This is a genomic window from Proteus sp. LHD240705 (genome assembly GCF_047921555.1).
Lineage (GTDB): Bacteria > Pseudomonadota > Gammaproteobacteria > Enterobacterales > Enterobacteriaceae > Proteus.
Genome location: NZ_JBLRMI010000012.1, coordinates 11350 through 37537, shown reverse-complemented (window position 1 = coordinate 37537; position 26188 = coordinate 11350). Strand labels below are relative to the sequence as shown.

Annotated in this window: 14 protein-coding genes and 1 pseudogene; 8 read left to right on the top strand and 7 right to left on the bottom strand. The window is 37.7% G+C overall.

Translation table 11 applies throughout. The annotated features are described in order from the left end of the window. Nucleotides 1-364: 364 nt before the first annotated feature. The 6 genes from ACNART_RS16870 to ACNART_RS16845 form a co-directional block, all read right to left on the bottom strand. Complete coding sequence (locus ACNART_RS16870) at nt 365-3196, bottom strand: RHS repeat domain-containing protein (protein WP_416303654.1); 2832 nt, start codon at nt 3194-3196, stop codon at nt 365-367. Nucleotides 3197-3399: 203 nt separating this feature from the next. After that, the gene (locus ACNART_RS16865; RefSeq protein ID WP_198626458.1) at nt 3400-3756 is read right to left on the bottom strand and encodes a hypothetical protein; all 357 of its coding nucleotides are present in this window, start codon (nt 3754-3756) and stop codon (nt 3400-3402) included. Next, complete coding sequence (locus ACNART_RS16860; protein ID WP_198626459.1) at nt 3753-4142, bottom strand: M15 family metallopeptidase; 390 nt, start codon at nt 4140-4142, stop codon at nt 3753-3755. The genes ACNART_RS16865 and ACNART_RS16860 overlap by 4 nt, the downstream gene beginning before the upstream one ends. Next, complete coding sequence (locus ACNART_RS16855) at nt 4139-4456, bottom strand: phage holin family protein (protein WP_109373279.1); 318 nt, start codon at nt 4454-4456, stop codon at nt 4139-4141. Before ACNART_RS16855 ends, ACNART_RS16860 begins: the two co-directional genes overlap by 4 nt. 62 nt (nt 4457-4518) lie before the next feature. After that, nucleotides 4519-8850: a SpvB/TcaC N-terminal domain-containing protein gene (locus ACNART_RS16850; RefSeq protein WP_368927910.1), complete on the bottom strand. Its 4332-nt coding sequence runs from the start codon at nt 8848-8850 to the stop codon at nt 4519-4521. Between the two features lie 55 nt (nt 8851-8905). Then, a complete protein-coding gene (locus tag ACNART_RS16845) occupies nt 8906-15757 on the bottom strand; it encodes a neuraminidase-like domain-containing protein (protein ID WP_416303653.1) in 6852 nt (2283 codons plus the stop codon). A 424-nt stretch (nt 15758-16181) separates the two neighbouring features. Between ACNART_RS16845 and ACNART_RS16840 the strand changes: the two genes are divergently transcribed. Next, on the top strand, nt 16182-17054 hold the full coding sequence (locus tag ACNART_RS16840; RefSeq protein ID WP_198626462.1) for a LysR family transcriptional regulator: 873 nt from the start codon (nt 16182-16184) through the stop codon (nt 17052-17054). Nucleotides 17055-17058: 4 nt separating this feature from the next. On the opposite strand, the gene ACNART_RS16835 is transcribed toward ACNART_RS16840, so the two are convergent. After that, complete coding sequence (locus ACNART_RS16835) at nt 17059-17520, bottom strand: regulatory protein RecX (protein WP_198620555.1); 462 nt, start codon at nt 17518-17520, stop codon at nt 17059-17061. A gap of 361 nt (nt 17521-17881) precedes the next feature. Here ACNART_RS16835 and ACNART_RS16830 point away from each other — a divergent pair. The 7 genes and pseudogenes from ACNART_RS16830 to ACNART_RS16800 all read left to right on the top strand — a co-directional run bounded on the left by ACNART_RS16830 (nt 17882) and on the right by ACNART_RS16800 (nt 26184). Next, nucleotides 17882-18840: pseudogene (locus tag ACNART_RS16830) on the top strand (hypothetical protein). Then, complete coding sequence (locus ACNART_RS16825; RefSeq protein ID WP_198632570.1) at nt 18840-19982, top strand: BamA/TamA family outer membrane protein; 1143 nt, start codon at nt 18840-18842, stop codon at nt 19980-19982. The pseudogene ACNART_RS16830 and the gene ACNART_RS16825 overlap by 1 nt, the downstream one beginning before the upstream one ends. After that, nucleotides 19982-21136 (top strand): DUF4056 domain-containing protein, encoded by a 1155-nt coding sequence (locus ACNART_RS16820; protein ID WP_109373272.1) that lies wholly within the window; start codon nt 19982-19984, stop codon nt 21134-21136. The genes ACNART_RS16825 and ACNART_RS16820 overlap by 1 nt, the downstream gene beginning before the upstream one ends. A gap of 275 nt (nt 21137-21411) precedes the next feature. Beyond that, on the top strand, nt 21412-22206 hold the full coding sequence (locus ACNART_RS16815) for a protein bax (RefSeq protein WP_160230737.1): 795 nt from the start codon (nt 21412-21414) through the stop codon (nt 22204-22206). A 163-nt stretch (nt 22207-22369) separates the two neighbouring features. Beyond that, on the top strand, nt 22370-23788 hold the full coding sequence (locus tag ACNART_RS16810) for an MBOAT family O-acyltransferase (protein WP_198626463.1): 1419 nt from the start codon (nt 22370-22372) through the stop codon (nt 23786-23788). Then, nucleotides 23775-24977, top strand: a complete 1203-nt coding sequence (locus ACNART_RS16805; RefSeq protein WP_349442912.1) for an SGNH family hydrolase — start codon at nt 23775-23777, stop codon at nt 24975-24977. Before ACNART_RS16810 ends, ACNART_RS16805 begins: the two co-directional genes overlap by 14 nt. Next, a complete protein-coding gene (locus ACNART_RS16800; RefSeq protein ID WP_349442913.1) occupies nt 24952-26184 on the top strand; it encodes an SGNH/GDSL hydrolase family protein in 1233 nt (410 codons plus the stop codon). The genes ACNART_RS16805 and ACNART_RS16800 overlap by 26 nt, the downstream gene beginning before the upstream one ends. Nucleotides 26185-26188 lie beyond the last annotated feature (4 nt).

Sequence of the window (26188 nt, the reverse complement as noted above, 5' to 3'; positions counted from 1 at the left end):
TAAATGTTTTTAAATATAATGATTGCATCAATCACATTAGATATTAGTCGAAAATAGATAATTGAATATCCATTTATTAAGAACTGTGAGCAATATCGCGATTTAATTTAATATTAAAATGGAACTAACACTGTTATTTAATATTTATTAGATAACTATCAATCATAAAAATAATAAATTTAATTATTTTTAATACTTTATTTTATATTTTATTAATAAAACTAAAATCATCAACATAAGATAAAAACAACCCAAATGAGACAGGAAAACTGTCTCACTGGACTGCCTTTTTTGGGTCTACTTTAAGTAGACATTATTATCTAATCACTCATATCCCATGAGCTGAGTAAAAAATGATGGTGCCTTAATCAACTTTATATACCGATAAGGATTTGTTTTTATTGAAAACCCTCTTAGCTCTTTCATAAGTTACATTTTTTAGCTGAGGATATTCATCCGAATACATATCACGGGCAAAATCTTTCCATTCACTTTCACTTTCAAATTGGCCAGCCATATAATATATAAACTGTATTGCCTCCTCTTGATCCTCAGGAGGACGTGACGTAGGATTTTTTGTGAACTCTGCTTGAGTAATTTCTGGGTTTGCAGCCTTATTCATCCTCATAAGTAACTCTTCTGCTTTTCCTGTCGGAAGACGCTTCTGTTGTTTATCGATAATATGTTCAGTCCATTTATATAAGTCTGAAGTTACATTTTGGAGGCAAAAATTTTCAGAATCTAAATCTCTGGTAAGGTAAGGAGTCATAAAATCATATAAATTTCCTCGTTCTTTGTTCTGATTAACTAAATCTTTAGGTGGTCGCCTGAAACCTTTTGATTTACGCATGATATTGCTTCCACCGGATAGAACGCCTTCAGGCTGTAAGTCAATATACAAAGCGGCTAATTTAGTCATCGTTTCATTAAACTGTTCTCCTTGTAACGTACGCATTCCACCTCTCCCTGTTTCAACAATTCCTACCAGACGTTCAATAGTGTTAATAATTAGTTCGTTTTTGGAATTAGAAACATTCAACTGGGATTGCCTGCCTGATTCAGATGCGCCAAAAGTACCACTAACGGTGGATATATCGTTTGAGGAATTGCGCTCTCTTCCACCAGCTCTAATTGCATTTAATCTTTTGAACATCAAGCCATTGTCATCAATATACGATACCGGATTCCCTTTCACCATGCGGTATAAATTAAGCCCATCAATCGTACCTGCGGGATCAGCACTTAACCAACGGCCAATCCACGGCTGATAATAACGATAACCGTAGTAATACATGCCTGTAGAGTCTTTTTCTTTACCTGAATAACGAATGGTTTTGTAATCAGCCTCCACTGCATTTTCGCTAGACCAAATCGCAGTTCCCCCATAAGGGTAATACTCCTCATAACTGACTAATTGCCCTTGACCATCGGTTTCTAATCCACAGTTACCCACACCGTCATCATAGCTATAACGCAGTGAATTATTTTCAATTCCTTTCGGTGTACCAATCTCCCAACACAATGCTCTGACTTTTGCACTAGTACCCGTCTTAACGCTCACTACCGCATATTTTTCCGTCACAGGATTATCATTCACTTCCCATATTTCAATATGCGGTAAATAGTGAGTAGTGACTCTTTCTAAATGACCGTTAGCAGTTTTACGCCCGCGTATTTTCGTCACACGTTGGCTCGCACTGTTATATTGATAGGTTTCCCTTTCATAAAAGTGTCCACCTTCACTGATATCATTTGTCTCTTTCAGATGATTACGGCTATCCCAAATAATGGCATCGCCATTTAACAGCTTGATTAAATTACCACTCTCATCAAAATAGCTATCTACGTTTTGAGGTTCTGAACACTGTGACTTTAATAAGGCGCGATTAGTTTTATTAGATACGGTAATATCTTGGGTAAAATTTTGTTGCGCAATAGGAGAGTTATGGCGAATTTGCGTTAAATTACCACCTCTGTCATAAGCGTATAAACGGGTATAATTGGTATAGCTTTGTGCATCTTTCACTAACGTGGTAATAGTTTGAGATTGCATAGATGCGGGTGTTTGCTGATTGGCAGATTCACGACCTGTTGCACTCACTAATTGATACAGAGAGTCATACACATAACGATTTTCAGGCACGATTTTCTGATTACGCCAGTAGCGAGTCGCTTCAGCATCATTTTTCAGACAAATAATATTGCCGACAGGATCGTACTCATAACGCAGATCTTGCATAATCTTCGCACCCAAAACATGCCCTTGAGGACGCTGGGTTTTGACATGCAACAAACGTTGGGTTTCAGGCTCGTATTCATAAGTGGTAACTAATCCATTACCATTCTCTTCACGCAGTTTTTGCCCCGCTGCTGAATAAGAAAGTGAACGCAAAATAGTTTGTTCAGATTGCCCTTTTAAGGTCAACCAAGTTTGTTTTACAAATCCTGCAATATCATAGGCGATACGGCGTTTATTCCCCTTTGCATCCGTCTCTTCTAATACCGCGCCTGTTGCATCATAAGTATATTGAGTGATAAATTTTTCAGCTCGCTCAATACTATCATCTTCATTATCTGAATCCCAGTTAATATAACTACCGTAATATAATTGTTGCGTTTCGGATAACACGGCTCCTAATAATGAAAAGCTATCGACTGTTTTTTTTCCTGCGGTATCATAATGTTCAATACATTTTCCTACCTGATTTTGTACGATGCCTTCATCTAATCCTTGTCCCCATTTAAATTTTTGTACTACGGCAATACTGCTTTCACCCAGTGTTCCTTCTTTGACTTGTTCTAAATAGCGCTCAAAGCGTTGATCTGAATATTCATAAGTTGTAACAGTACCTTTGCCATTAATCTGTTGTGCAACAGTGCCTTCAATATCATTGAGATTAACGTGACTACCATTATCAATGCCTTTTGAGAAAGATAATGCCCCACCTAAACTCACTATTTGTTGAATATTCGGTTGTATTGCTGAATTTGATTGTTGTGTTTCATACAATCTTGCATCAATACTTTGCTCTAAATAACCACGCGCGTGATAATGGTGGCGCGTAATACGCTCATCCGTTTGGTTAATTGCATCAGGATGACGGCAATAGCTAATTTCACGGATTGTTGATCCGCGATTATCACGAACCACCACCGTTGGCGTTTGTGTATGTAATTGTTGATTTGATTTATTCATAAATCTTTCCTTAAATTGTTTTGTCAATTTATTAACTTGTTGATGATAATAATGTTTCTATCGCCTTTTTATCAGTATTGCATTTTTCTAAAACCAATATTAAACGTGCCACATAATCAGGGTAATCTCCCCACACTTGCACATTAAAAAACGGTGCTGAGCAAGGCTGTAACAGGTGTGAAGGCACATATTTCTCAGGTACTTTAACGATGATTGAAGGCGTTTTGCTGCAACTGGATAACAGCGTCAGGCACAGGCTCATTAGCACAAGGCGTTTGAGCCAGAAGTAACCGTAACTCTTGGCGTATAGCATGATTTTCTTCCTCTAAATAACGTTGTTCCTCTTGTTGGTGCGTGAGTGTTTCAGAGACTTTTTCTGCTTGCTCGTGCCATTGAATTAATTGTGATTGCAATGTACGTTGTTGATATTCAAGCTGACTATTTTGCTCTGAAAGTCGATTAATTTGGTTGTATTGATAGCGAAGTACTAATAAAGCAACAACAATCATGATCGCTATCCCCCCTTTAATACCTAAACGTAAAAAAGCACTCATATTCATGGATATGCTCCGCGACATAATTCGTAATGAGGGCCATCACGAAAAGAAACCCAATCGCCTCCCCAATTTATCGAAACGCCCAATTGATGTGCGGCTTTCTTCATCGCTTTTGATACTGATTCAAACGCTGACCAATCTTGCCAAGGAATAACACCATTCACTAACGGGACAATATCCACGGCATGACCCGTTAAATGACGACTATTGAGGGTTTTGCTTTTACCTTCTTTCATCAACTCTTTTTGTCGAATCAATGAACGCACACCTTCAATAACAACAAAATCATATTCACTGAATGTCAGTGCCAAATAAACAATACGTACTAAATCTTGATGTACGTCGTTTAGGTTGTTTTGGCTACGTTGACTTAATGTATAGGTATTCATTTAGGCTCCTTAAGATTGTTCATGCCAAAAATACGATTCCATAGCCAAATCAATGTCGTGCTCCCCATTGATCCAAAAAGCCCTGCAATCATGTAAGACATATAGCGACTTGCACCACTTTCAAAACTTAATAATCCGCCTAATAATCCTGTAAACACTGAAATCACGATCTGGCTACCAATGCCACACCAAGACCACTTAATTTGTTTTTGTCTAATTTCCATTAAATACCTCACGATACCTCCCCAGGCTGAAAATCCACCGATAATCATCCAAGCCAGCGCATCGCTTTCAGATGGGATTGCTACCAGCATAATAAAATTCCTAAATAGAGCGGATTAAACGACATTGTTCATTAATCCGCGTAATAAATAACCTACACTAAGGTGTCATTTTCATCTTCCTGAACCACAAACCACGGCGTCATTATCGTATGACGGCGATATTGTTTTGCAGTAATCACTTGATATAAACGACCTATTGCATCGTAATAATGGGTATCCGCAAAACGATTAGGTTGAGATGAACTTTCCGAAACATAACGCCAATCATTCAGAAAATAAGGCTGATAAACGCGCTTTACATTCCCTTTGTTGTCATATTCGGTTTCACCTGAATTTGCCCAACGTGTTGTGGTACTTTTTTGTTGTGCCTGTTGTGCACGATCAACCACTAACTCACCTTTTTCACTACGCAAAAAGGACTCACCCGCTTCCACTCTGACAGAAGTTTGCAGTAGGCGTCCCAAACCATCGCTAAAGGCGATTTGTTGGCGAATTTGCTGTTGTGGATCGCTGTCATAACGGTCTGTCATGATTTGCAGCGCGTGAGGTGGTATTTTTGAGGATGCTGACATCCAACTGTCAGTCACATACACAGAACCAGAAGCAATAGGCAGTGTTGATGTCAATGCTAACGCTTCATCAACATTCGTTGGCATCACAAAAGATTTATCGCTATAACCACTTTGTTTACCGTTTTCAGTGCCTGAAAAACGGGTTGTAGTGACTCGTCCAAAACCATCAAAGGTCACCTGATGAATATTTTTGTTTTCATCAGTAATAGAGTTAGGTGATAAAAAACGCCAATCATAAGTAAGATGGAAATCTTGTGTATTTAAAGGTGACTCTTTCCCCATTAACACACAGAATTGCTTATCCCATAACAGTATATAATCGCAAGAAAGCTCAGATTTTTTATACACTAAAGGCTTATAAAATTGTGCTAATGAACCATAGGCTTTGATACCTAATAACGGTTTTACCCACAGTTTTTTGCCTTTTTCTGATGTGTCTGCAAATAAGTAATCTTTTTGCTGATAACCCGCATTTTTCATCACTTCATCCAGTTTTAAATCTGGATAAGGTTGTGAAATGATTTTGGCGGTTTCTTCGTCTAATTCTGCGGTTTCGCTATACGCTAAACGCACAGGGAAATCGGGTTCTGCTAATGTCGCATTACCACTCGCATCCAGATAAGCAAGCTGTTGTTGCCCAGCAAATACCGAAGCTGATTTTTGCGTGAGCAAATTATTACTCGCTAATAAGGCTTCGACATTCAGGCCTTCTTTCGGCTGTTTTTCCGCACCGAATGTCCAACGATCTTGGCGACTGGCGTTGGTGATCGCGAGCTGATAAACCTGTTTTTCAGGATGAACAATATGATGGCAAGTCTGACGCGATAAACCTAAACGCAATGTATGTTGTTGCTCATCATAACTTGATGCCCATAACGTTTCAGGCAAGCTTTCATAATGCTGATAAGGATTTTTTGCACCTTTAGCGCGTCTTGGATAATCAATTGCAACCGCTTTGGTCACAACACCATAGGCGTCTTGCTCTAATGTGATTTGTTGATGACAAGACGGATCAGCTGCAATTCGTTCATAATGGTATGTACGACTTTCCACCACTGAAGGCATCACCACGGGTGAGCGCCCTTGCGCTTCAATTAAACGCACTTGCGGGCGTTGTTCCGTAACGGTATAAGGCACACCAGATACAACGATATTGTCTAATCCATAGACCTCTTTTCTGAACAGTTGACCTTGCAGTCCACGCTCAAGCCAATAGGCGTGTTCTTGACGCACTGTGTTATCACACGCCTTTTCGTCGCTCCCTTCATCTTGGGTAAAGCGTGGTGAGAAGTGAGGAAATGCCACATTATCGCCTTGCCAAAACTCATTAAAAAACTGGTTATCAACTAAGGATTTACCCGTTAAAAACCACTGACGCGTTAACACACTTGGCGTTTTATCCGTGGTGTTTTCTTCACTTTTAAATAACTCGGCATTAGTGGCTTCAACACAGCCAAAACCACGAAACTCTTTTTCTTTACCATCCCAAACACCATGACGATAATTTAGAGTCTGTGTGAAACGGCTTTGGGTAATTTCATCCACCGTTTCAGTTTTCCAAAGCGTATGCAACGCGAAAGGTAAGTGGCTAACCGCTTTAGCTTCATTTTGTTGTTGGCGAGTTGATTTTTCATCTAACCAATATTGCGCCGAACTACGGTAATGCAAATTCTGAATAAGCCCCATATTGTTATTAATGGACGTTAATAACCACGGCTTTTTATTTTGTAACGAAAGCACCCAATGCTGTGGTACAGGATACAATTTCGTCAATAAAATACTGGCCACACCAAGACCTTGCATATCCGCCACTTGCAGTTGGCAATGATTATCAAAACGCACATCTTTAGGTAATGCGATATCATCACCACGTACAAATTGATTGCCACTTTGGTTAAAATACACTTCTAAGTGGGTCGATTGGGCGTAAATAATATCCGTTGTGCCACTACCATCTAAATCCGCTAAATAGAGTTGATTAGGATTAAATTTGAGACGATCCGCAGAAAAACCAGGAATAGTAATAGGTGAACTAAATTTACCCTCACCTAAATGCACCCAACAGGTTACACCTTGATAATCCACTTTAATTAGATGTTGTTGACCTGAACCCAACACGTCACTAAATGCCACTAAGGTACGTCGATTAACGTATTTAATCGGCAACGTCACCCCTTCTGTTTGCATCACCTCTTTGCTTTTTTTCCAGCCTTGCGCAGAGCCTGCATAAAGACGAATACTGCGAGGACCAATTAAAGCTAAATCAGCAAAACCACTGCCTGTTAATGAAGTAATTTCAGCGTTAGGATGAAAATATTCTATCGGTAGTGCATCAAGTGGCACAAAGTTGAGCCAATTTTCTGCCTTTGTTTCATCTTGGGTGTAATAGCCATTTACCTCACCTTGTGTGACTAACCATTCCAGTTTTCCATCACCCGTGACATCGGTCAGCATGGCTGAATTTCGCAATGACGGAATAACAGGAAGTTTTTTCGCTTTATCCCATGTTATGGCATTAGGATTTTGCTTATCTTCTTTTCTAATCGGTGCGCGATACCACCAAGCACCGCTATCTTGATAAAGTACTCCCGCAAGCCCTTCGCCAAATAGATCGACATATTGATAAGGTTGTTGTGGCGTAAATGATGCAAGTTCCTCAAGTGATTGCCACTGTGCTTGTTGAGTCGCACCGACCCTCTGCCAATCAAATTTTACTGGCGGTAATGTCACTAACGATTGAGTGTCTTTATTGTCATTAAACGCTGATTGTTGTGCTGAAACTAAAACAGTACCTGATGTTGACTCATCGTAAGTGAGCGTTAATCTGGCAACCAATTCTGGAGTTTCTGCTAGTGCGGTTTGTTTTTCTAAACTTTCAATACGGTGATACATCAGCACTTGGCGACATAAACGACGCGTACGAACTTCAAAACCGTAATGGAAAAGTGAAAAGCAGTCTTTACGCAATGCCCATGTTGAATTGCTCTGCCACTGAGGATAAGTTGCTAATGCACTACTGCGCTCACCGTAATCAAACACCAACGTAAATAACGCATTGTTAGGTAAGGTGTTATCCGTTTTCGTACATGAAAAAGCACGCTCACCGATAGAATTACCGTAATACACTTTGTCTAAATAACGTTGTGTATTGGCATTGGTATGTGATTGAATTTCATGTTTATCACAACCTTGTTCATCTTCAGAGCGATAGTGATATTCGATCTGTTCACCGGTTGCTGAAACTGAAGCATTTAGGTTCCATTGGGCGATATGCGCACTGTTTTGGCTATCTACAATCTGTGCTGTGGTTTCATAACCAAATAAATGTGCATCCCCATTTGCGCTATACATTACCCAAAATTGGGTTGGTGTATTCGCTGGTGCTTTGCTGTCATTGAGTGACCAATATTCGAAACGACTAAAGCTTTTTTCAATACGAGAACGATACGTCGTCACTTGATATTGATGGGCTAATTTTACGCCTAATAATTCATTGTGTTGTGTTGCTTCAATTTCACCTTTTTTATTAATCATCGGCACAATAACTTCGCCATCAGCGCCAACAAACTCATCTAATTGAGTATAAGTTGGTACACCTTTTGTCGTACGACGGCGAATCGACATCACACCCACAGACCAACCAAAACCAAACGTGCCATTACCGGCCTGATTTTGATACGTTAAGCCTAAAGAAGGGGCATAACCACGGCCTTGGCTAATGGGCAACGGCAAGCTAAAAGTGGCTGCACCATCAGGGCCAACGGCGCCCATATTGCCGGTTAATCCAGTGACTGCACCACCCCCTTTGGGTAAATTTGGCGCATCAAAGGTCAATTTCTCTGAATTTTGCATGTAGAACTCCTGACAGGCTCCCTAAGGAGCCTGTAATTAATTAAGATTTGGATAATTAACGAATGGTGTAATTAATGTGGAGAATGATATCGCTCAGTGTCAGTAACATCTCTTTTTGCTTATCTGTCGCATCAGGGAAGCTTAAAGTCAGTGTACTGGTGTCATTCACTGGTAAACCTTCAAATGGCAGATAACGATCATCATTGAAATTCAGTTGGAACTGACCACTGTCATTCATGCCATGAGAAATCGCAATCGCATTACAACCACGAGGTTTCACTGCACTACCGCCATAACTCAACACCGCTCTGATATTCTGATAAGCGCCAGTTAACGCAGGTAATGTCACACTAATCTGTTTAACACGACGTAATTGACCTAAATCAGCAGGGTAATCTTTGTCGATAGCTAAACCAGAGAGTTTTACAGAGGCTTGTAATTGGCCATTTTTCAACGTAACACCGTTTTCTGCCGTACCTAACTGTGTTTTTGATTTATTAATCACATCAGCGACTTGTTCAAAACCAAACTGATTGCTACTTAAGCCTTGATATACATCATTCAACGACACAATTTTTGTAATTTCCAACGCACGTTTATCTTTTTCAAGGTAACTGTTTTCCATTTGAGTCAGGTTATGCATTAGGCTTTCACCTGCCATCAAACCGGAATAGTTACCTTGCCATGCACCAGGGCGAATAAAGGTTTGTGTTTCACCTAAATCATATTGATAAGCTAATTCTGCCATACGACAACGAGAAACAGTTAAGTCGTAGAACGGTTTATAAATCGCCATCAATTTACCGCGTAACCAATTATACAGGGCTTTATTGGTAAATTTATTTTGCAAGAAAGTTAAGTGTTCTTGTGTCTGTTGCTGTTGTAACTTCAAACTATCTAGTTGCAGATTTGCCGCTTCTTTACGTATTTTCAGGGCGTCAATTTGCGCATCGATTTGTTTTAATCCCACTTTTGCATTATCACGAGATAACGCCCACTCATCACGGCGACGGCGATAAAACTCTGACTGACTTAATCTATCTGCCGCAATACGGGTTGCAGAGCCAGACAATTGTAGACCAATCGATGTAGCATTAAAGATAGCGCCTAGACGCGAGCCACCGACAGCTAAACCGTAAATATTCGGCACTAAATCGGCAGCTGCACCAGCGATATTCAGACCTTGGCTGGCAGTATTGAGTACCGAAGAGGCAAGATAGAGATCCATCGCTTGTTGTTCTGAGGTACTGATATTTTCATCATACAATTTGCTATAGTGCTCAACGCGTTTTTGTGCACCCTCTCGTAACGCTTTTAACGCTTTCTCGTTATAAGTTAACTCTTCAATGCTCTTCACTTGATACTTCATATTTTGCAGAATAATTTCACTACCTTGCGTAGTGAGTAATTCTGACAATGCTTGGGCATCTTGACGTTCGGTAATGCTAGACAACGAGCTACCAAACTGCATTAACTGATTTACTACAGATTTTGCACTGTTTAATATCACAGGAAAGCGCTGTGTCGGCATCACCGCATTTGGCAATGCACTGCCACCTTGTGATTGATTAACGGCTGCATTTTGCAACGCCTTAGGATCCGCTGGTGTTGCATAAATAGGCAGTGATAGCGGTTGCCCATCAATCGATAAATTGTGACGTAAATTAAATAAACGCACTTTTAACGTGTCATGGTACTGTGCTAACTTCTCATTAATTTGTGGCAAAAACAGCGACGTTAATGAATTAGCGGTACGCGGTGATGCGGTTTCTTCGCTTTCTTCATTGATAGCACGTGTTGGTTGTTTTGTTTTTGATGCCGCTTCGGTTAATTTAGGTGCTAACCAAACGTTGTCACCTAGTAGTTCTGTTTCATCACCCAGTAATTTCAGCGCCTGCATATACCACATTTTGGCTTCATTTAAGGTATCGCGCTCTAAAACACGGTAAGCACTGTCACCACGCTCCATAAGAATATCGAGGCACTTCATAAAGGTGGCTAACTTATAATGTATTGGGTCAGTTTGTGCCACGGCATCTGGGTCGGTTGAATCCAGTTGTTCTTTATCCCACTCAGTATCGGTTAAGAGCGGTTGTGAATTCCAAACGATATCAGTATGTTGACCGACGTCAATATAACCATTAGGACTAAACACATAACGCAACCAACGACCCGCTTCATCATAGTTTTGACCTTCTAGCATCACATTGGCGACCATCATTGGGGTGTAATAGAACAGCTCCCAAAAATAGAGTGCATTAGCACCATTAAAGTCCATGGTTTTATCAGTATTACCTTCTAATGCGGGTTCCGGTAAACGCTGAGTATCCAAAGTTAAAATGCTATCAATACCGTTATTGGCGAGTTTAACCAATTGGCGCGCAAATAAAGTATTTAAACGCACTAACATGGTTTTATCTGCCAGTTTCATAGAGAGATATTGGGCACCTTTAGTATTACGATTTAAGCTAATTACATTTTCAGTTTCATTATAGATGATTTTTTTTATCGTAAATTCAAATATTTTTTCTGATAAAACTTGATCTTTTTTATTAATAACAGAGATATTTGCATTTAATGTAATAACACCACTAGCACCAAAATCACTAATTGGAATATCAAGCTTTAGAATATCATCTTTACTAGTATGAGAATTTACATCTTCATAAAATCCATTATAATCATCACTCCAATCGCTTATTGAATAATTACTCACTCTTGAATTTGCTGATAATGAAATTTTAATATCTTTTATATGATCAGCATAATTATTGTAAAGTTGATTGAGCTTATTGCACGGAACATCCTCTGCAGGAATAGCAGTATCTAACACATGAAGTATTTCTTCACCACCACTAAAAAAAGCATTATACATTATTTTAGAATTTATTAAATCACTTACTTTATAATCAGTTAAAGAATAATAACCATAATTATCCTTTAATTTAAAATAAAATGAATCATAATAAACAAAATAAGCTTCAGCCATATAGTCAGATGTAGGATTGGAGTTATTAATTCCATGAGGAATATCAGTTACCCATTCTTCATTTTCTTTATCAAAAATAAAAAATAAAACATTATTAGTCTTAATACTAAAACAATAATAAGCTTCGTAATTTGTTATTGCTACACCTCCCTGATAATATTTCTGTAAATAAAAAGGAAAAGAGCAGTAAAAAATATCTTCCAGTTCACTATTATCATTTAAATCTTGTAATATAGAACTAATAATTTCGTTTATTTTATAAGAAGCTGATAGAGTCTCTTTTATTCCACATTGTATAGATGCAGATAGGTGACTTGTTATTTTATCCCCCCCCGTATAAGTTATACTCGCATTATTTAATATAGATCCATATAATGACGCATCAGTACTATCACTTACATTTTTAATATTTACTGCATCTTTTGATATATTATAATTTGTTTTATCTCTTCTTGTATATTTATTATTGACAATTCTTTGAATACCATCATTAAATTTATCAAACTCACTTTTTACACTACTATATATTATTTTTATATTTTCACCTGGACTTCCTGAATCATAAATTGACGAAATATTCATTTCATTATTAATAGAGTAAAGATGATAATCACTATTATCACTATCATATGATGATTTCATTTTATATAAAAAAACAAATAGCTCATCTAACTCTTCATTATAAGTTAAATGAAAACTTCCTTTATTATCCTTAATCATTTCATCCTGTAATTCAAAACTAACCGGCGCACTCCAAGAACCGTCATAACGAATATGAGATAGCTTTAAACTATATTTAATTTCTTTTTCAATAGATTGTGATGCTTTATCTTTAGCAACTTCTGTTCTTTCAATCCAAGCAATATATAAACGGCTATTAAAAATAACTGGACGAATTAAATCATTATACGGATTTAAACCATTTTCAATTTTAGTCCACTCAGTCCAAGCATTAGCGGCTAATTTATCACCTTTAATTTTGCTATGATTAGCACTGCGCCAGTAATAACTCATTTGGTCAGCAGGGTTACGTCCAATAAAATAGGTTATACCATCATTTAATGTCACACTATCATGGTATCCACTTAATACTTCTAAATTGGCGATTTGCTCAAATGAAGTTAAATAGGTTTTAAAGGCATCTTCTACCGTATCGCGGTTCACACTATTTTGGCTAATGGATTGTAATAGGGTATCCATCATTTTGGTTTGCCCAATACGCATGGTTGGGTCAACATAGTTTTCAGGATAATAAACTAATTTAGAGACACCTGCCCATGTGCTATAACGTTTATTAAACTCATTCCATTGCACAAAGAAAGTACGGCCTTTCACATTCTTATCAACATCCTTTTCATCACCCGATAAGCAGTTATTAATATAAAACTGAATATTGGCAATTGCCTGTGCAATCGGCGTTGTCATAATCTCAGAAGAAACTTGATTATCAATTAATAAGTGGTGATAAACATCATCACGACCCGTTAACGATAGGTTGTTACTTTGATTGGCATAATAGTGAGTTAATACTGTTGCTTTTTTCTCATCCATTAATTGAACAAGTTGTGCTGTTTTTTCACGACTTAAACCTGCCTGAATAATTTGGCTAAGTTTATCCCAACTATCATATGTAGCAGCAACATTATTATTTTCGGTGTATTTTAACTCAATGAATAATTCAAAATCTTTCGGTGAAATACCCAGCATCTTAGATAATTCAAGATATTGAATAAGAACAGTAATATTTTGAAAATCATTTAATGCATTGGTTGGCGTTAATGCCAAAGCTTGAGTAAGCGTTGTTTCATCGATATTTAAAATAGATGCCAGTTTTTTCGCGGTTAGTGATTTATTTTCAAGGCCATTTAAGAAATCATTCGCTCTATCGCCACATTGTGAAATAAAATGATGGAATTGAGTGACATATTTTATTTTATCAATTGTTAAAATATAATCTTCTTTAGAATAAAGATAATTCAATTTAGTACTAATAAATTCCAACTCATACTTATTCAATCCCACTTTATTGGAAACCAAGGTAATTTTTTTAAGCCTGTTAAAGAATTGTGCAATATCTACTTTGTCTTGTTGAGTTAGAGTATCTTTAATAATTATTGGCAATACATCTTTTAGATATTTATTACCCACTTCTAGGTCAACCCATTGTAATATCGAATTTGCTTTTTCAATAGAATCAACACCCATCTCAGAGGCAATAAATGATGCAACAGCTGAGAATTGTGCTTCATAATCTGTCAGTGTATTTTTTAATATGACTTTTAAAGTATTAATTAACACTTCAAGTTCAGAACTAAATTCAGACTCATATTGTTGCGTACAAATTAAAAATAGTTCACTAATTGTCCATTTTTCTTTTTTGGCAAATTGCACTACATCATTAATAGTATGAATTAAATGACCCATATCATCAGAAGTTTCATGTTTCACAATCTGTTTATTAAAAGGTGATGGCAAAATATTAATAAGCAATATTAATTCATTAACGGATAAGCCATAAATTTGAGCCAATAAATGGGTACGATAAAGTAAAGAAAGATTCGCTAATGAACACGCAAAGTTAGCATTATCCGATGCTAATTGCCATAACATCACCAGTTCAATATTATTGACATTAAAAGCACGCTTTAAGGTATTTAAACGAGTAATATCGGTAGAAGATGTTGCATTAACTAAATCAAGAGAATGATTGTCATCAATAAAAAAAGTATCATTAAGTAGTGGATGATTAAATAATTGATCAAATTGAGATGGTGTATTATCAAAAGATATTTTTGAAATTAATCCTCCATTAAGCACAATCGCTTGTTCCACGGTAATAGGGTAATTTTTCATTATTACTTGCAAGTGGAAAAAACTACTTAACGTTTCTTTATCAATATTAAACAGAGTATTTTTAGATTTAATGGCGGTAAGCACAGATAGTAGTGGCATTCCTGTGGCTTTATATAATCGAATAATTTTATTTAAATTTAATAGCTCTTTATTTGACAGTGTTTCTCTTTTATTAAATGCTTTGATAACAGATTGAGCATCTTTAATATCAATATCATAATATTCAGCGATAAAGTGAGAGTTATTCAATAATTTTTCGTTAATATTACCAAAGTTTTTCTCAAAAAGTGCATTCGTATCTTTATCAATATTTTCAGTTAAAATATTATAAAGCTCAGGGGAAATATCGGCTTGAATAGAGGCTAGTATTGCTGAGTCGAAGGTTTTAGTGATATCAGTGGCTGACATTAATCCTTCAAGGTTTTTATCTTGCAGTAAAATAGCTTGGCGAATGGTTTCATAAGGTTGGTGATAAGGTGTACCACCGGTTAAACGGTTGGTGGCTAATTCACGAAATAGATCTTTGCTACTACCTAATTTACTCTGTAATACTGTGGTTAAAATTTGATTTGATAAAGAAAGGGTAGAAACTTCTTTATCCATATTGTCTTGAGATAACACTAATTGCGCTAAATCAGGACGACGTTTATCCAAGTGATAAATTGAATTTTCTGCATGTAAGGCTTTTGCTTCACGATAAAGCTCGGTCAAATAACCAGCGGGTGAAAACATTGATGCAACAGATTTAGAATCGACATAATGGTTGTCTCTATTTGGGATCCAATCACCTAATGCACGGCTTTGTGCTGATTGTTGTTGAATACCTAACGCCACGGCATTTTGCACTTGTGGGTTATTACGTGCTAAATGATGAGCTTCATTAAGCTTATTAATTTTTGTTGCTTCTTGTGCGTGTGTATATAATATTTTTGCCTCATGCCAACTTAATTTCTCTTCGCTTAATGCACGAATTTCATGAAGTGACAATGGTGCTAATTCTTTTAATGTAATCACTTCTGAAGTAGAAGAGTTCATTTTCGTTAAAAGTGTATTAATGTTTTTCATTAAATATTTTCCTAATATAAGTTAATTTAAAATTAAGAGAATGGAATCATCGTTTCATCTCGAAAATTAAAATATCAAGAAAATAAAAATTGAAAATTGAATTTTTTATAATCTGTTATTGAGTTTTTTTATTCTTTGTCGGCTAAATGCGATTCTAAATAAGAAAAAAAAACAAGAAAAGAGATGTAAATAACAAACAAAATATGACAACATAATACAATCAATCATTTGATTTTATTTTTATCAAAAACATTCTGATTTATTATCAATTTTAGTCGGTAATGTTATTTTTTAAATTATTCGTTGTGCTTTTTTTATTTTTAGTCGCGCTAAAATGATTATTGATAAATATCAATATAAAAATTTTATTCAAGAGGATTATTCATTTTAAATATATATACAAATAAATATGGAGAACGTCTGCATGTTTTTCTCACGAAAAATAAATCAGTTCTTTGCCGTTGCGACTTGTCAAAGCCTAGTAAAAGCAGCGGAACAAATCAATGTTACCCCATCTGCACTGCGCCACGGTATTAATGAACTTGAAAGCCAAATAGGTAAGTCACTGATTAAACGCTCCAAAAACGGAATGGATCTAACCCCTGCGGGGAAAACACTCTATGAACGTTTATATCCCTATTATGAAAAAATTAGAAAAATTGAAAATCAGATAATGAATTCCAATGATGATAAAACCTCGCTCTCCATTAAATTAGATGGTCTTTATTACCCTGATCTAAAAACAAAACTGTTGGAGATCCGCCAAAAAAACAGTCAATATAGCCTATCTTTAGAAGATGGTTATATTGATGATATTAAAGAGGAACTTTTTGATAAAGAGTTTGATCTTGTGATTTCTTCTCTTGAGTTTGACTATCCACAAAAAAATATCAATGCAATTAATTTATGCACACAAAAAGTCGGATTATTGGTGAGCAAAAAACTCTTTGAACAATATCCCAATACCAAAACATTTTTTGCCAAAGAAACCTTGATACAAAGAAGCAGTACTTTGCAAAACCCCATATTTTCAACGATTTTAGATAAGCTAAAAAATCAAGGTTATCAATACCATACTTTAGGTTTAACAGAAATGGCGGATGTTTTGCACTGCGTTGATGAAGGGGCGGGTTACTGCTTTATGCCTGAAAATATTCATTATATTTCAACCATTACAAACGATGAAGTACAGTTTATTCGTTCTCCTTTTCCTTTTGATATTTTCTTACATCAAAAAGTCTATTTTAAAAAAGAGAATAATAAGAAATTAGATGATATCGCAATGACACTACGTTAATGATTTAAAACAGGGCATTAATCGTGTCAGAGGTAAACCCTCGGTATTGTAGATAACGAATGTGTTTCGCTTTCTCTTTAAAATCTTTGGGTTTACTACCACCAAATTTTTTTTCATGAACCTCTTGGCAAAGAGTATACCAATCTGTTTCATCTTCTTCGAAGAGACGTTCAATAATTTCACCGGGGAAACCTTTTACGCGTAATTCTTGACGAATACGCAAAGGACCATAAGATTTATTTAAATAACTGCGAAAGAAAGCATAAACAGTACGATTATCATCAAGATAATGATTTTCTAATAAATGTTCCATCACTTGAGGTAAGCAGGTTTCATCAGTGACAGTTTGTGCTTCTCGATCGCTTTCTCTTATTCTTCGCGCTAGGCGACGTTGTAGCTCTACTGTGCCGTAATCACGGCGAGAGAGCATAAAAATAGCGTACTGATAAAGCTCTTGATAGGTCATAACGTTCCTTTATAAAAATAATCCATACTAGATGATTATTATCATAACCGTTTATCACACGAATATCTTATTTCGATGTTTATTTAGTCAATAAAAAGAAAAATAACAAAATAAGAATAATTAAAAGAAACGTTATCATTCTTCTTTATAAAAAGATCTTCTACTTTTATTAAGATTAACTTAGAAAATATCGCGTTTTTCCCTTAATAAACCCTTAATAATCCTATAATAATACAGAATATAAGCATCTCTTACTGTATATCGCACTTATAGCTGGTGACCATTAAAAAGAAAAAGATTAAAATTTCCGGCTACTCTTTTACTTACTACTTTCTTTTTAAACATTTTCTGTGGGTTATGTATGAACTTTTCCAATTTAAATAAGGTGGTGTTAACTGCCTCTCTTCTTGCTACTGGCTTTTCTTATGCTGATAGCGATCGCCCCCTGCTCTCTTTAAGTGTGAGCCAATCCGGCGGTACTGCCTTAAATAGCGAAGGTTCGTTAGATACTCGCACCCCAGCAAGCCAATCTCGCGTTTTACCTATTTGGGGCGATGAAGCCCGCGCCCGTGGTTATGATTTACCAGAGCCTTTTGGTGCCAGCTACAGCTATATGAATCTACGCCAAGATATCATCGTAGATAAAATTGGTTTTATCATGCCTAAAAATCCAGAAACAGCAGACGCGTTAAAAATAGATGCGGGTCATACGCGTGAAAAAAGTGAAACCCATATGCTAAAACTCGATAGCTGGGTATTCCCTTTTATGAACATTTATGGCTTATATGGTCGAACTAAAGGTACATCAAAAACAATCCTGAATGGAGGTAGTTTTGCTGGTTTTCCTTTACCGTTTATAGAAGGTATGCCTTTTGATCTTGATTTTAAAGGTGATACTTATGGTGGTGGTTTTACTTTGGCGGGAGGATATAACCAATATTTCGCTACTTTCGATTTAAACTACACCAAAACTAACCTTGATATCTTAGATGGTGATATTAAAGCATTAGTGATTTCACCTCGCGTGGGTTATGAATTTGTCTTTTCACCGTTCATTGCTGGACAAGGAAATACCAAAAAGATATTACCCAACGTTTTAAAGGGGATATTAATAAGTTAAACCTTCCACCAGCATTTGCAGGCTTAATCCAAGCATTAGATGATCCTGGCATGAAATTCGATGTTGAACAGCATCTTGCCCATAAATGGAGCCAAACTTTAGGTGCCCGTTTAGAATTAACGCGTAATTTTAACGTGATAACCGAATTTGGCTTTAATAATCGTAATAGCTTCTTTGTTTCTGGTGAGTTCCGTTTTTAATGGTTAAATACCCTTTTATTTTGGGGCTGGCATTTGCCAGCCTCTTTATTTCACACACAGCACAAGCACAACTCTTCCCAGATAGACAACAAATAGACCAATGGTTAGTTGGCTTAGGAGGAGAAAATAGTTTCGACCGCAGTAAAACCATTGATTGGGGAGTTTTGCCTGGACCTTTCTATACACCAGAATTAGAGTTTGGTGTAGGTATTGCGCTTGTTGGTCTTTATCAAGCAGATAGTCGCCCTGATAGCAAAATCTCGTCACTCTCTTTAAGTGGCTTTGGTTCATCAACGGGTGCTTTTGGGATGACCTTTAGCAACTACACTTATCTCGCGGATGATACTTGGCGCTTTTATCTCACTGGCTCGTTAAACAATGTGCCAACCAATTATTGGGGAGAGGGTTATCATGAAGGCCGTGTAAAAGATCATTTTGGTGAATACCGCTCTCAAGAATTGCACTTAACACCGACTTTATTGCGTCAAATCGCCCAAAACACCTATATCGGATTAGGATGGGACTATTCAAATTTACAAGCCGCAGCCCCAGACGCTCCCTTCAAAGCGTATATGGATAAACACAATTTACCTTTGCGCTCCACAAGCTCTGGGTTAAGTCTCCGCTTTACTTACGACAGCCGTGATTTTTTACCTAATGCGAGTCAAGGGCAGGCATTTGATATTAGTTATACTCACTATTCTCCTGATACAGGCAGTAATAACCGCTTTAATGCGACACAGATGCAATATAACTACTATTATCCTTTAAGTGACAGTTCGGTTTTAGCTTTTGATAATTATGCCCGCTTCACATCAGGCGATGTACCTTGGAGCCAACTTTCTAAGTTAAGTAATGGGCACCAGATGCGCGGTTATTACGAAGGGCGATATCAAGATAATCACGTCTTTTCTACGCAATTAGAATACCGCCAAAAACTCAATTGGCGCCATGGCATCGCACTTTGGATTGGTGGTGGTACGTTAAGCGATCAAGCCCGTGATTTAGGTCAAGGTCATTGGCTACCTAGTGTTGGTGTGGGTTATCGATTTGAATTTAAGCCACGCATGAATGTGCGTCTCGATTTTGGTATAGGTAAAGAAAGTACAGGATTCTATTTTCAAGTAGGTGAAGCATTTTGATGTTCAAGCGTTTTCTTTTTATTAACACCATTGCCTTCTTCTTATTTATTGCAGGTTGCACTCAAGTCACACCTGTTAATCCCATTCATGCCAATCTTGAAAGTGTCACTCATGAAGAAGCGTCACAAGCTTGGCAAACACCACCTCCTCTTACCGCGCCTAATGGATTAAGACCTTGCTGTGCTTTTGGCTATGACTTAAAAGTCAAAGCGCTCGAAATTCCTATCCCGTTTTATCGTATTGATAATGTTGTTGAAGCCTCTGCATTGGGCAATCATCGCTATAACGACAGTTTTTGGCTCGGCACCGCGGCAGTATTAGGGATTGGCAGCGAAAAATCGGGTTTAATTTACTCTCATAAGGGTGGGTTTCTTGATATTGCCCATATTCGTGACACCGCAGATTATACTTATTATCTCTTTAGTCATATCTATCCAAAATTAGGGCAAGAGTGGACGTTAACGCTAAGTAATGAGTTGGCACAACGTAAAATACACTTTAACGCCTTTACACCACCTAAAAATGAAGCACAGCGTTATACCTTAAGTGCCTATCTTGCTGCTCGATTAGGTTATCGCCTTGCAATATGGCATGAGATTGCACAGTGGTATGGTTTACGTTCGGTGCCCGGATTTCCAGAAGGAATATCCGCATTTTCACCCGAAGATCTCTACTCTAACTTGATTGGCGCTCGCCTTTCGCTCACCTTGATCCTTAATGGTCACGCCACCAGCCTTGAGCAATATAATCAATCGATGCAAGGTATTATTCCTTCTGCGCTTTATCAATTAGAGGCTCAACCTCGTCAATTAACTCAGCAATGGTTTGATGTGATTGATGGGCAATGGTGGGATAGTCAGCAACGTGTACCTGATAAATTTTTAGTTTTAATGCGTGATTATCACATTTCTGATAAACGCTATCCGGTCTTACCTTTTGAGGAAATGGCGTCGCCTCATTACCTCACATTACCTAGTGCTTATTCCGGTTACATTCTAGAACAATTAGCAGAATTTCAGCTTTGGCCAACAAATCAAATGGAAGATTTACCTCGCCCAAAAACCTATTGGCGTGAAGCGGATTTTACTGATTTAACAGAAAAAGCACGCGAAATTGATAATAAAACTAGACCAAAAACAACAAAAATTGACTAAATAACAAACAAAATTGACACATTAAAAACCCTTAATTTTGCTAAATTTTGGTTAAGTCACACCTTTTTATATAAGATAAATTAAAGTTTTCGCAAAAAAAGCACTTTTTGTTAAAGGAAAAAATCGATTATAAAACGAGGCTTTCCAGTAAACCTTATACATTTATTTAACAAACCACTCGTAGTTATCCTAATGTGAGGCGATATTTTGTAGCTATGAAAAAAGTAATTTGTTAGTATTCGTTCGATTTTTATCCAGTTAAACGAGGAGAAGCAATGCCCTCTCAATTGATGAGGACAAGTGCCGTCTTCGCTTTCTTGATTTCACTACTCTTTACTGGTGTAAGCTTTGCTTCAACCAGTACCGGCAGTTCCCAAATGCTGCAGGCGTATTCTTTCAAAAGCACGTCAACACCGTTGCCAGATTTGAAAAAATACCCATCGGGAACGCAGCGTAAGAAAGCGTTTTTAAATGTCATAGTTCCTATTATTGACAATGTTAATAATAAGATTTTGAGAGATCGTGAGTGGTTACTCGCTCAACGTAAAGCCCAGCACTGGGGCAGCGCAGAGTTAAAAAAACTGCGTGAGATCTGTCAATACTATGGCGTTACATGTACCAGCCCCAAAAAAGTAAATTGGGATTCGTTATTGACTCGCGTTGACATTATTCCGACACACTTTGTCGCAACGCAAGCCGCTACAGAATCAGGTTGGGGCACATCGAAGTTGGCACAGCAAAACAATAACTTATTCGGTATGCGATGTGGGAGTCAGTCTTGCAATAATGTACCAGGGAAAACCAAAGGCTATGCAGCCTACCCTGATATTGAAGGCTCTGTGATTGCTTATATGCGTAATCTCAATACGCACCGCGCCTACAATTCATTGCGCTCCTCAAGAGCACAGCAAAGAATGACGCAACAGCAACTCGACTCTCGCCAGTTAATCACTGACTTGAAAGGTTACTCAGAAATGGGCTCAAGTTATAACGATTATCTGACCGAAATGTTCGACTCAAATAAAAAACTGATCACCCAAGTTCAGTTGCAGTCGAAACAAGAAAGTTAGGCCTTAGCAGGCTTTCATAGTGTAAAAAGCCACTTTTCTTTCTAGAGAAAAGTGGCTTTTATTTATCACAAGACAATCTTTTGATTGAAAGCCGGCTTAGAATTCATAATATATGTGGTAATACGTTTGGTATGACTTTTAAATCACACCCTTAGAGCCATTTATGAATTTTTTTTCATTCGAGTTTCTCGGAGCCTTTGTTAGCTTTTTTATTCTATACTGGCTCTTTCAAAAGCAGATTAAGATCCAAAATATTCTACTGATTACAGTCAGTTACGCTTTTCTCTTTTATGCGGATTATCGTCCTGCGATTATCTTATTAAGCTATACACTCTTTATTTATTTACTGGCAAATATATTAACTAAGTACACTTCTTCTAAAGTCATCTATTGGCTATTGGGATTATTGGTTGCTGTTTATTTTACTGCCTTTAAATACTACTCGTTTTTCCAAGAATCACTGACACAGGCATTCCAGCAATGGGGACTCAGTATTGAGCTTCCTCTTATTGAATTACTGGCACCATTAGGACTTTCTTTCTATATTTTTCACTCAGTCAGTTATGTGGTTTCCGTTTGTCGAAAAGAGATCCCCAAAGCGCCTTTTTTAGATGTCGTTCTTTATTTATGCTTTTTCCCAAGCATTGTGGCCGGGCCAATTAATCGCGCCAAAGAATTTCTCCCTCAAATTCAGGCACCAACACGAAAAATCATTGATTATAAAGGGGCGATCATGCTGATTGTTTTAGCTATCGCAAAACTCTTTTGGTTAAGTGGTTGGTTCTCAACAAACTATGTTGATCCTGTTTTTAATGCCCCCGATTTAGCGCAAAGTGGGCAAGTCTTAACGGCTATCTATGCCTACGCATGGCATATCTATTTCAACTTCTCGGGTTATACCAATCTAGTGACAGGTATTGCTTTATTACTCGGCTTTGTCGTGCCTCGTAACTTTAATGCGCCGTATTTAGCAATCAACCTCGCTGATTTCTGGCGTCGTTGGCATATCAGTCTATCTACCTTTATTCGCGATTACGTCTATATTCCTTTAGGGGGCAATCGTAAAGGCGTTATCAGACAGAACTTTAATGCCTTTGCAGCAATGGTCATTTCAGGATTGTGGCATGGCGCAGCAATGACCTTTATTATTTGGGGCGCAATTCATGGAATTGGCGTGGTGTTATTAAATATTAAACACCGCCTGTTTCCTGTGAGGAAAAATGCGCCACCCACTGCGCTATCTTCGTTAAATATGTTGTTGTCATGGATTATCACGTTCCACTTTGTTTGTTTTGCGTGGATCTTTTTCCGCAGCCAAACAATCGGAGATGCTCTTGTTCTGATACAACAACTCTTTAGTGTAGGTGCTTGGGCTTCATTACAAGCTGAAGGCTTAACGCTCTTTATGTTCTGGGGACTTTTCTTACTTTACCCTTGCTTTGTCACCTTAAGGGATATTGTGGCTCGTCTTGAGAAAAGAGTGCCGTGGTATGTTTATCCTCTACCACTTGCGTTGATCCTCACGATTATTTTTATGTTGTCTCCAGATGGGGTGCCAGGATTTATTTATGCCAGCTTTTGATTTCTGCTCAAACTTAAAAAAGACAGCAAAAGTCGCTTTAATGGTGCTATTTAGTACCCTCTTGCTGATTTGGCTAAACCAAACATCACTAGAGCGCTTTTGGCAACAGCAATATCATCGTCCTGCGCCTTGGTCTGGGCTTTCTCACTATTATGCTTGGCAAGTGGGAGGACAACTGCGTGATGGCGTATTTGTTGCGGTAGAAAGCTATGGAGATTATCTACAGGTTAATCATCCTGATAATCAGGCAAAGCCAATAGAACAAATCTCAACATCGGAGCAACTTCCAGAAGGCTTTGCGGTGGGATTGCATTTCTTTAATGGTTATACACGACCTGCATCTCAATTGACGCAACGCTTCCCGCAATTACTGCAACGTAAGCAAGCAATGGGAGGATTACCTTACCATTCGGTCACGGATGTGTCTGATGCGGCCTTAGAAGCCTTAAAACCTATCGTACAAAAAACAGAAATTATTTTATCACCTAAAGATAAAGTCTTATTTGCAGGCGACTCAATGATGCAGGGTGTTGCTCCTTTACTTAAACGCCAACTTCAAACGGACTACAACATCAGTAGTATTGATTTAAGTAAGCAAAGTACAGGGCTGGCTTATCCTCGCTTTTTCAATTGGCCTCAAACGATTGCAACGCGATTAGCCAGTGACGACTCCATTAAATTATTAGTGGTCTTTTTAGGCCCTAACGATCCTTGGGATATGCCTCCAGATGGTGGAGGACGCTACTTAAAATTTGCAAGCGAAGCATGGGAATCAGCCTACCGAGCGCGAATTGCAAGCATTATAGAAAATGCCAGACAGAATAATGTCACGGTTATTTGGGTTGGACCACCCAATATGCGCAAGCAGAAGTTGTCCGAAGGGATGGCATATCTTGATAAACTTTACCGTGAAGAAGCAGAGAAAATGGGCGAAATTTACCTTTCCGTCAATGATATGTTTAAATATGAGAAAGATATTTATTCTGATTATATGGGTGATGGTAGTAGTCGTGTTAAGTTAAGAGCCGGTGATGGCATTCATTTTAGCTTAAAAGGTCAGCAAATTATTGCTCAACACGTATTCTCACGTATTCATCTTCAAGAAGAAACGAAAGAAGATAATGCAGTTGATGATGTAAAAGATAAAAACACGGTCATTGTAAATGAAACAACTAACGCACGTCCTTAAGCGTAAAACCTTAGTCAGTAGTTCAATCATACTGGCCTTGGTTTCACTCTTAGTCGCTTGTAACCAAGACACTGAAAAAACGGTGAAGTTGCCGACACCCACAGTATTACCTGCTGATGGTTCAAGACAACTTTACAACTATCACGATCCTCACTTTGCGGGTTTTGTTAAGAAATTACAACAAGGCCGCCAAACTGTGCATATCGTTCAGTTAGGTGATTCCCATACTGCGGCTGACTTTTTCAGTGGTAAGTTGCGTGAGCGTTTTCAAGCAGACTATGGCAATGGCGGCATTGGTTTTATTCCCCCGACTAATATCGCGGGTCAACGTATTGCAAACGTACAATATCAGAGTGATAAAAAAGCGTGGACACTGCTTTCGAGCAGAAAAGATAGCGATCCTGATTTTCCATTAGGTGGCTTTATTAGTGAGCCTCAAGCGAAATGGGCAAAATTACAGTTATCTGAAAATCCAGTCACTCAGCAACGTTATCAATTGCAAGCGCTCTATAAAGCCCCAACAACAGCACAAATGAATGTACAATCGTCAACAAATAAAGTGCTTTCATTATCGCAAACGCAAGGTAAATGGCAGTTTTCAAACCCAACAGCCATGACATTCCCTGTTAGTATTACCATCAGCAAAAATCAACCAGTTAAATTAGGCGGTTGGTTGATCACTAATCAACAGCCTGGCGTAATGTTATCCTCATTAGGCATTAATGGTGCCACTATCAATATGATGGATAAATGGGGAACACAATGGACTGAAACACTTGGTCAATTAAACCCTGATATGGTGATTTTAGCGTATGGCACAAATGAAGCGTTTAATGACACTTTCGATTTGAACACCTATCGCCAACAGCTTACGGATAAAATTCGCCAAATTCGACAGCAAGCTCCTAATAGCGCCATTTTATTAATTGGGCCTTCTGACTCAATCAAAAATAAAGAAGCACTTGATTGTCGCTCACAACAGCCTCAATGGCTAAGCGATATTATCAGAATTCAAAAAGAAGTGGCTCAACAAGAGAAGACGCTCTTTTGGGATTGGCGTGATTATATGGGTGGCGAATGTTCGATAAAAGCATGGGCGCTGTATGATTTGGCAAGACCTGATGGTGTTCATCTTTCTCGTGAAGGTTATGAAAGCAGTGCCAATACACTTTATAGCCAATTGAATACCTTAATAAACAAAGGCTGACCCA